Source organism: Halomonas sp. SIMBA_159 (assembly GCF_046536035.1).
Classification (GTDB): Bacteria; Pseudomonadota; Gammaproteobacteria; order Pseudomonadales; family Halomonadaceae; genus Vreelandella; species Vreelandella venusta_A.
The window spans coordinates 1-269 of sequence record NZ_JAWJBT010000663.1 but is presented as its reverse complement, the minus strand read 5'-3'; the positions used below and the strand labels follow the sequence as shown (position 1 = coordinate 269).

General features: G+C 52.0%; 1 protein-coding gene. It reads left to right on the top strand.

Annotated elements, in window-relative coordinates; all coding sequences use genetic code 11:
* Positions 1-72: 72 nt before the first annotated feature.
* Positions 73-269: hypothetical protein (locus tag R0J87_RS20870; RefSeq protein WP_498888649.1), on the top strand; the 197-nt coding region annotated here is incomplete at its 3' end.

The following is a 269-nucleotide window of genomic DNA, read 5'->3' as shown; positions in this document are numbered from 1 at the left end:
CTGCGGTTAGACGGTACGCCTTGGGACCAGGCACTTGACATTGTTCTACGCGTCAAAGGTCTGGACAAGCGGATGGAAGGCAATATCCTGATGGTTGCGCCGACAGATGAACTGGCAGCCAGAGAAGCCCGGGAATTGGAAGCGAAGCAAACAGTTGCTGACCTGGAGCCGCTGTATTCAGACTTCCTGGCGGTGAATTATGCTAAAGCAGCCGATATTACCAAACTGCTGAGCAATAAAGATGCAACTTTGCTGTCATCACGTGGCTC